This window comes from Virgibacillus alimentarius (assembly GCF_017874635.1).
Taxonomy (GTDB): Bacteria; Bacillota; Bacilli; order Bacillales; family Amphibacillaceae; genus Virgibacillus_B; species Virgibacillus_B alimentarius.
Genome location: NZ_JAGIKX010000002.1, coordinates 210,551 through 217,040, shown reverse-complemented (window position 1 = coordinate 217,040; position 6,490 = coordinate 210,551). Strand labels below are relative to the sequence as shown.

Here is a 6,490-nt window from a genome sequence, read left to right as displayed (position 1 = left end):
GGATACTCAAGAGATTGAACCGCCGTATACGGAACCGTACGTACGGTGGTGTGAGAGGTCGACTAACCAAGTAATGGTTAGTCACCTACTCGATTTATTTATGTGAGGAAAACGAACGCATGATTGTCTTAAAATAGAGAGTATAGTATTCGATTTATCGAAATTACTTTTGTTGATTAAAGTGTATCCGCGTTTTATTTTGTACTTTATGTCATGAAAGGCTCGTCTCTTGTCATATACCTATAATAAATAGGTATTTGCCTACAGAAGGAGGGGAGGACATGGAACTGATTGGTAACTATCTGATGGCTTATATTGAATTAGGAGGATTATTTGCACCAATATTATTCATAAGTTTCCATTTACTTCGGCCCCTATTTTTTATACCAGTTGTATTTATATGTATCTCTGGGGGCGTGTTATTTGGAACTGTGGCAGGAACTATTTATTCGATTATAGGAATTACTTTATCGAGTATTATTTTTTATGGTGTAATCCGATGGATGCCAAAGACATTAGATAAACTTCTCAGTTTAAAGACAAAATTAATAGGAGAACAATCCAAATTTACAATGTCGCAGATCGCACTCCTTCGACTTATCCCTTTTATTCATTTTCATCTTTTATCTATATGTTTAATTGAAATTTCGAGGAGTTTTAAGGATTATATGAAATCATCTTTATTATCTAATATTCCTTTAGCTTTTGTGTATACTTCGATTGGGAAATGGATTTCAAATTTATCCCCACTTCATGTTTTTATCTTTTTAGCGGTGTTACTGTCATTGATTTATATACTAAGAAGAAAAGAAATCAATATTAAATGGGAAGATTTTTTCCAAGTAAGTACTTATTGATACCATTCATACGTGTGAATGGTATTTTTTTTGATTAGTATCCAAGAGGTTGTTATTAATAAAGGATTATCTTTGAAAAGGTGAATCAAAGGCAGCGATTGAAATCTATGGAGATTCCTACATTAGCAAAAAAATATGCGAAAATAGCCTTTTTAATAATGCAATATGTTACAATCGAAAAAAAGGGGAAAGAGGTTAGCATTCGTGGATTGGAATACGTTGTTTACAATGCAAGAGAAACTTGATGAATATATTGAAGAAAAAAACAATATAAAAAATACGGATGTTTTTCGGGAAAAATGCTTAGCTCTGTTAGTAGAGCTCGGTGAATTAGCGAATGAAACACGGTGTTTTAAATTTTGGAGTAAAAAGCCAAGAAATGATGATTCTGTGATTTTAGAAGAATACGTAGATAATATACATTTTCTTTTATCGCTAGGGATTGAAAAAGGATACCGATACACAATGATTCCAGAGGTAAGAGATACTTTATCTGAATCAGAGCAGTTTATGCATATATTTGACGCATGTGTACAATTTAAAAAAGAGCCAACCAAAAATAATTATGAGCATTTATTTAACCAATATCTATTGCTCGGAAATTTGCTTGGTTATAATGAAACAGATATACAAGAAGCTTATTTCAAAAAAAATGAAGTAAATTATGAAAGACAAAATCAAGGGTACTAATGATACTTTTTAAAAATTGTATTCTTTCTAAGAAAACAGATATAATGAAAGGGTAGAAAGTATTAAAAGGAGGATAAATTTACATATGGCAAAAACAGATGAAACACTTACGATGTTAAAGGATTTAACAGATGCAAGAGGAATTCCCGGTAATGAAAAAGAAGCAAGAGAAGTAATGGAAAATTACATAAAGCCTTATGCTGATAAAGTGTATACGGATAACTTAGGAAGCTTAATCGCAGAAAAAATAGGAAATCAAAATGGGCCTAAAATTATGGTTGCAGGACATTTAGATGAGGTTGGCTTTATGGTCACTCGTATTGATGATCAAGGTTTTATTTACTTCCAGACTGTTGGCGGATGGTGGAGCCAGGTTATGCTGGCACAACGTGTAACTATTTTAACGGCCAAAGGGGATATCACAGGTGTGATCGGCTCTAAACCACCGCACATTTTATCTGCTGAAGCGCGAAAAAAACCTGTAGAAATTAAAGACATGTTCATTGATATCGGTGCATCCAGTAAAGAAGAAGCGAGCGAATTTGGTGTGCGTCCAGGTGATTCTATCGTACCGTATTTTGAATTTACTCCTTTAAAAAATGAAAAGATGTTACTAGCAAAAGCTTGGGATAATAGAATAGGCTGTGCAATAGCTATTAAAGTGTTAACGTTGTTAAAAAAAGAGGATCATCCAAATATCGTATACGGTGTAGGAACAATCCAAGAAGAAGTTGGTTTGCGCGGGGCGAAAACCGCGACAAATATGATTGCCCCAGATATTGGTTTTGCAGTTGATGTTGGAATAGCTGGTGATACACCAGGAATAAGTGATAAAGATGCTGACAGTAAATTAGGTGAAGGACCTCAAATTATTTTATATGATGCATCCATGATATCGCATAAAGGTGTACGTGAATTGATCATAGATACTGCAGAGGAACATAATATACCTTTCCAATACGCAACAATGGCAGGTGGGGGAACAGATTCGGGTTCCATTCACCTAACTGCTAACGGAGTTCCTGCATTGTCGATCACTATAGCAACGAGATACATTCATTCGCATGCAGCAATATTACACCGAGACGACTTTGAAAATGCTGTAAAATTAATCGTTGAAACAATAAAAAAATTAGATACTGATACAGTAAAGGAAATTAAATTTGCGTAGGTTTATTCATATATTGTGATAGGAGAAGATCAGCAATTATTCTGTTGCTGATCTTTTCTATGCTAAATCATTCTTCATTATTTTATTTACATAATTCTTTGTCTCACGGAATGGGGGAACCCCCTGATGTTTATCAACATTACCTGGTCCTGCATTATAAGCAGCGAGAGCAAGTTCTTTGTTTCCGTTATATCTTTTTAGCATTTGACTTAAATATTTTGTTCCAGCTTCGATATTTTGCTTAGGATCAAACGGATCAGATACACCTAACCCCAGTGCTGTTCCAGGCATCAATTGCATCAGACCCTGTGCACCTGCAGAACTTTGTGCTTGTACATTATAATTCGATTCTGCCATAATGACAGAATGAATGAGACTTTCATCGACATTAAATTTTTTTGCCGCTTCCTGTATGTATTGATCAATCGTTGCAGACACAGGATCATGAGTGACCTTGGACCTGGATTGGAGAGAAGAAGCATTATAATTAATAGGATAATGATCATTGCTCGCTTTTTTGTTCGTTTTATTTAGGGCAGTTGCTTCATTTATCTTTGCTTGTAGCAATTGCCTAAATGCATTTGGCATCGATGAATCATGAGATATCCCGTTATTATTCATTCTATGTACGGACATTACTTGATGTTGAATCAGTCGCTGTAAATCGTTTGTTTCCATTTAGTTATTCCCTCCTATAATATATTTTTATTTTACTACAAAAGACCCATAAAACAATGTTCGATTTATAAGGATATTACATTTTCATCTGATTTACTTAAAATATTTTTGTAAAAGGGATCTTCTCCAATACAAAATACACGATCACAGAGATGATTAATTTCATCCATATCATGTGTAGTGTAGACAATTATTTTTTCCTTATTTATTGCATGTTCTAGCAGATAATTACCAATTTCTTTTCGTGACTTAAGATCAATTCCTACAGTTGGCTCATCTAATAATAATACAAGTGGATTATGGATCAGACTGATTGCTAAATTTAATTTACGCTTCATTCCACCTGAAAGTGTTTTTACTGGCTCTTTCCACTTTTCAAGTTTCATATCCAAGCACAGTTGTCTTAATTGTTCTTTATTCTTTCTTTTCCACGATAATTTTTCAAAAAAGATCATATTTTCCTCAACTGTAAACTCTTCCCAAACAGCAATCTCTTGAGGTACAAAGCCAATTTGTTTACGAATATTTGTTTTATTTTTTTGATAAGGTTCACCATTTAAAGCTACCGTACCTTTAGAAGGTTTTAGAGTTGTTGCCAGTATACTGAGTAAAGTAGACTTTCCTGCACCATTTTCTCCAACAAGTCCTATAATTTCTCCTTTAGCTATAGAAAAAGAAATATCATTAAGTATCAACTTTTTTCCGTAAGATTTTGTTAATCCGTGTGCATTAAGCATTGTATTTCTCCTTTCGCCCACACCATAAACCTAATAAAGCAATCAATATAACAGACCATAAATAACTTATTTGTCCTGATAGAAAGGCATGAAGCGGGTTAAAATATTCTACCCCATTATAATTTCTTGTAATGCTTTCAATTGGGAGAATAGCTCCACTTGCAATTGATAAAAATAAAGTAATGATAAATGAAACACTGTAAAATAAGAATATGTTCTTAAAACATAAGGCTAATAGAAATGCTCCTGTATTTAACATTAACCGAAAGGAGAGGATTGCACCAATGAAAGATAAATTTACCGGTTCTTTTAAAAAGGTATGAAATATACCGATCGCCACCATATCAAACATTAGAAAAAGGATCGTGTACAGTAAAAAGTTATACAATAAGTATTTTTTCCATGTAAAGCGTATAAACACAAAACGTGGTAAAATATTTGCATTCTGCTCTTTTATCAACCAATCAAATATAAATAAAGTAGTTAAAATACTTAATAATGCCCAAATACCCCAGGTATCCAAAGTGAATAATTCCCTTTTTGGTCCTTGTTTATCCGTATTGGAAAAGGTAAATTTGGTATAAAGTAGGTTTTCTTCTTTTTGAATGGATTTGCTTTTATTTATAATTTCCTTCCAAGACCATTGTTCTTTTTGTGGGTATTGTTCACTTAGATGTTGGATAATGTGAGCAGCTTTTGATCTGCTGGTTTCTTGTTGAGCATAGGATATTATCATTTCTTTGATTGGTGAAAAGGCAAAGGATAAATCAGATTGATAGCTTGTAATTAATTGATTACGCTTTCCTTGACGTATTTTCTCTTCGTATCCCTCGTGTATGATAAAAACGCTATCCAGCTCATGCTTCTTTAGCCGGTGAAGCGCATCGTCTTCGGTAGTTTCATAAACCCGGATAAAAGGTGTTTCTTTTATGTGCTGATAAAGTTCCATTGACGAGTTTGTTTTTTCTTCCAATATAATTCCAACGGGAACTTTTGTATCCGATTGAATGATATTCATTAAGTTTATAATAGCAAGTGTAGTAAGAATAGGGAACAATAACCAAAATAACAGGCTGAGCCACTGTTTTTTAATATGAATCAAGCGCGTCTTAAGGATGTCTCTCATTGCTGGACACGCTCCTTTCCTAATGAAAGTCCCATAAGGATTAACAAACCTGCCCCGTTCATTAATAGCAATGGAAGATAATCAGCATAATAACGTCCGTTTAAGACAATTTCCTGAAGCCAATGAAAAGTCACACTAGAAAAAATATAAGGCATAAATGATTGAATTTGTAATGGATAGTAAAGACTCGGTATAAAAGACCCGCTTAGCATTAATATAATACCTAGTATGGTTAATTGTAAAAACAGTCGAAGTTTCATTGCAGCTATCAATGTTTCTATCACCGCAAATGTAATGAGTAAAAGTATGCTATAAAGTCCCATAATAATGCTAATTCGCAGGTAGTTCGCTCCCCACACTTGAAAAGATAAAGAGTAGTTTAATATAGCAAACGAAATAATTGCAAATAAAGCAGTAACGAGTAATGTAACGAGCATTCTAGCAAAAATTTGATGCAGTTCTATAACCCCATAAAGTTTCATCCGCGTTTTTATACGCTGTGTTTCTTCTCTATGTAGAAATGTATAAATGATAAAAATCCAAATGGATATGGTTATAAACCAGCTGGCAATACTAAAATAGTCTGTTGGGGATGATGTAGCCTGGTTTTTTAATTCTTTTTGGTCTATGAGTTTATCCTTTCCTATTGTATAAAATAAAAAGTTCTTAAATTGCTCAAACAACATGTCATGTCGTGTTTCATCATCAATAGCCAATGCCTTTGCAAAATGATTAATGGTTAAGATATTAGCTTGTGAGGTACGAATATGTCTTGCTACGCTGTCAATTAGTTCTTTTATTAAGTGACTCTCTGTCACTTGGTTTGGATTCCCTTTGATAGGTATTGTAACAGGGGTTCCATTATACAAGTTTTTGGTAAAGTTTTTTGGTAGTTCTATATAACTGCTGATCCTATTTTTGTTTATACCATTGATTGCTTCATTTTCGGACATATTGGCTAGTTTAATATAATCTCCTAATTGTGATGTTTCGTCAATCATTTCAACAACTAATTGAGTTTCTTCAGATTTATCCAAATCGACTATTCCAACTTTAATCGGTTTACTGTCTGGGGGTGAGAAAAAAGCCACAATGATTGTAACAATTAATCCAATAGTAATGATTGGCAGAAGCAAAAGAAGAGGAAGTGAGATCCACTTCCTCCGTAATTGTATAAAGTTGTTTTTAGTAAAAAGGAACATCTGTCTTAAAAAGTTCATACAATCACATC

General features: G+C 33.5%; 7 protein-coding genes. 3 read left to right on the top strand and 4 right to left on the bottom strand.

What is annotated here, in order from left to right; genetic code table 11:
• The first annotated feature begins 281 nt into the window (after positions 1 to 281).
• The 3 genes from J2Z81_RS03230 to J2Z81_RS03220 all read left to right on the top strand — a co-directional run bounded on the left by J2Z81_RS03230 (position 282) and on the right by J2Z81_RS03220 (position 2,718).
• On the top strand, positions 282 to 857 hold the full coding sequence (locus tag J2Z81_RS03230) for a TVP38/TMEM64 family protein (protein WP_029268505.1): 576 nt from the start codon (positions 282 to 284) through the stop codon (positions 855 to 857).
• A 204-nt stretch (positions 858 to 1,061) separates the two neighbouring features.
• Positions 1,062 to 1,547 (top strand): dUTP diphosphatase, encoded by a 486-nt coding sequence (locus J2Z81_RS03225; RefSeq protein ID WP_029268507.1) that lies wholly within the window; start codon positions 1,062 to 1,064, stop codon positions 1,545 to 1,547.
• Positions 1,548 to 1,632: 85 nt separating this feature from the next.
• The gene (locus J2Z81_RS03220) at positions 1,633 to 2,718 is read left to right on the top strand and encodes a M42 family metallopeptidase (RefSeq protein WP_226370690.1); all 1,086 of its coding nucleotides are present in this window, start codon (positions 1,633 to 1,635) and stop codon (positions 2,716 to 2,718) included.
• 57 nt (positions 2,719 to 2,775) lie between these two features.
• Here the strand turns inward: J2Z81_RS03220 and J2Z81_RS16050 are convergent, their stop codons facing one another.
• From J2Z81_RS16050 to J2Z81_RS03200, 4 genes are all read right to left on the bottom strand, one after another.
• Positions 2,776 to 3,396 (bottom strand): lytic transglycosylase domain-containing protein, encoded by a 621-nt coding sequence (locus tag J2Z81_RS16050; RefSeq protein ID WP_226370689.1) that lies wholly within the window; start codon positions 3,394 to 3,396, stop codon positions 2,776 to 2,778.
• A 65-nt stretch (positions 3,397 to 3,461) separates the two neighbouring features.
• Complete coding sequence (locus J2Z81_RS03210) at positions 3,462 to 4,133, bottom strand: ABC transporter ATP-binding protein (protein WP_226370688.1); 672 nt, start codon at positions 4,131 to 4,133, stop codon at positions 3,462 to 3,464.
• On the bottom strand, positions 4,126 to 5,259 hold the full coding sequence (locus J2Z81_RS03205) for an ABC transporter permease (protein ID WP_226370687.1): 1,134 nt from the start codon (positions 5,257 to 5,259) through the stop codon (positions 4,126 to 4,128). The genes J2Z81_RS03210 and J2Z81_RS03205 overlap by 8 nt, the downstream gene beginning before the upstream one ends.
• Positions 5,256 to 6,479, bottom strand: coding sequence for an ABC transporter permease (locus J2Z81_RS03200; protein ID WP_029268518.1), 1,224 nt, complete (start codon positions 6,477 to 6,479; stop codon positions 5,256 to 5,258). Before J2Z81_RS03200 ends, J2Z81_RS03205 begins: the two co-directional genes overlap by 4 nt.
• Positions 6,480 to 6,490: the final 11 nt, after the last annotated feature.

Coding starts and splice junctions, on each gene's coding strand:
- J2Z81_RS03230 (WP_029268505.1), top strand. CDS start 282: ATGGAACTGATTGGTAACTATCTGATGGCTTATATTGAATTAGGAGGA.
- J2Z81_RS03220 (WP_226370690.1), top strand. CDS start 1,633: ATGGCAAAAACAGATGAAACACTTACGATGTTAAAGGATTTAACAGAT.
- J2Z81_RS16050 (WP_226370689.1), bottom strand. CDS start 3,396: ATGGAAACAAACGATTTACAGCGACTGATTCAACATCAAGTAATGTCC.
- J2Z81_RS03210 (WP_226370688.1), bottom strand. CDS start 4,133: ATGCTTAATGCACACGGATTAACAAAATCTTACGGAAAAAAGTTGATA.
- J2Z81_RS03205 (WP_226370687.1), bottom strand. CDS start 5,259: ATGAGAGACATCCTTAAGACGCGCTTGATTCATATTAAAAAACAGTGG.
- J2Z81_RS03200 (WP_029268518.1), bottom strand. CDS start 6,479: ATGAACTTTTTAAGACAGATGTTCCTTTTTACTAAAAACAACTTTATA.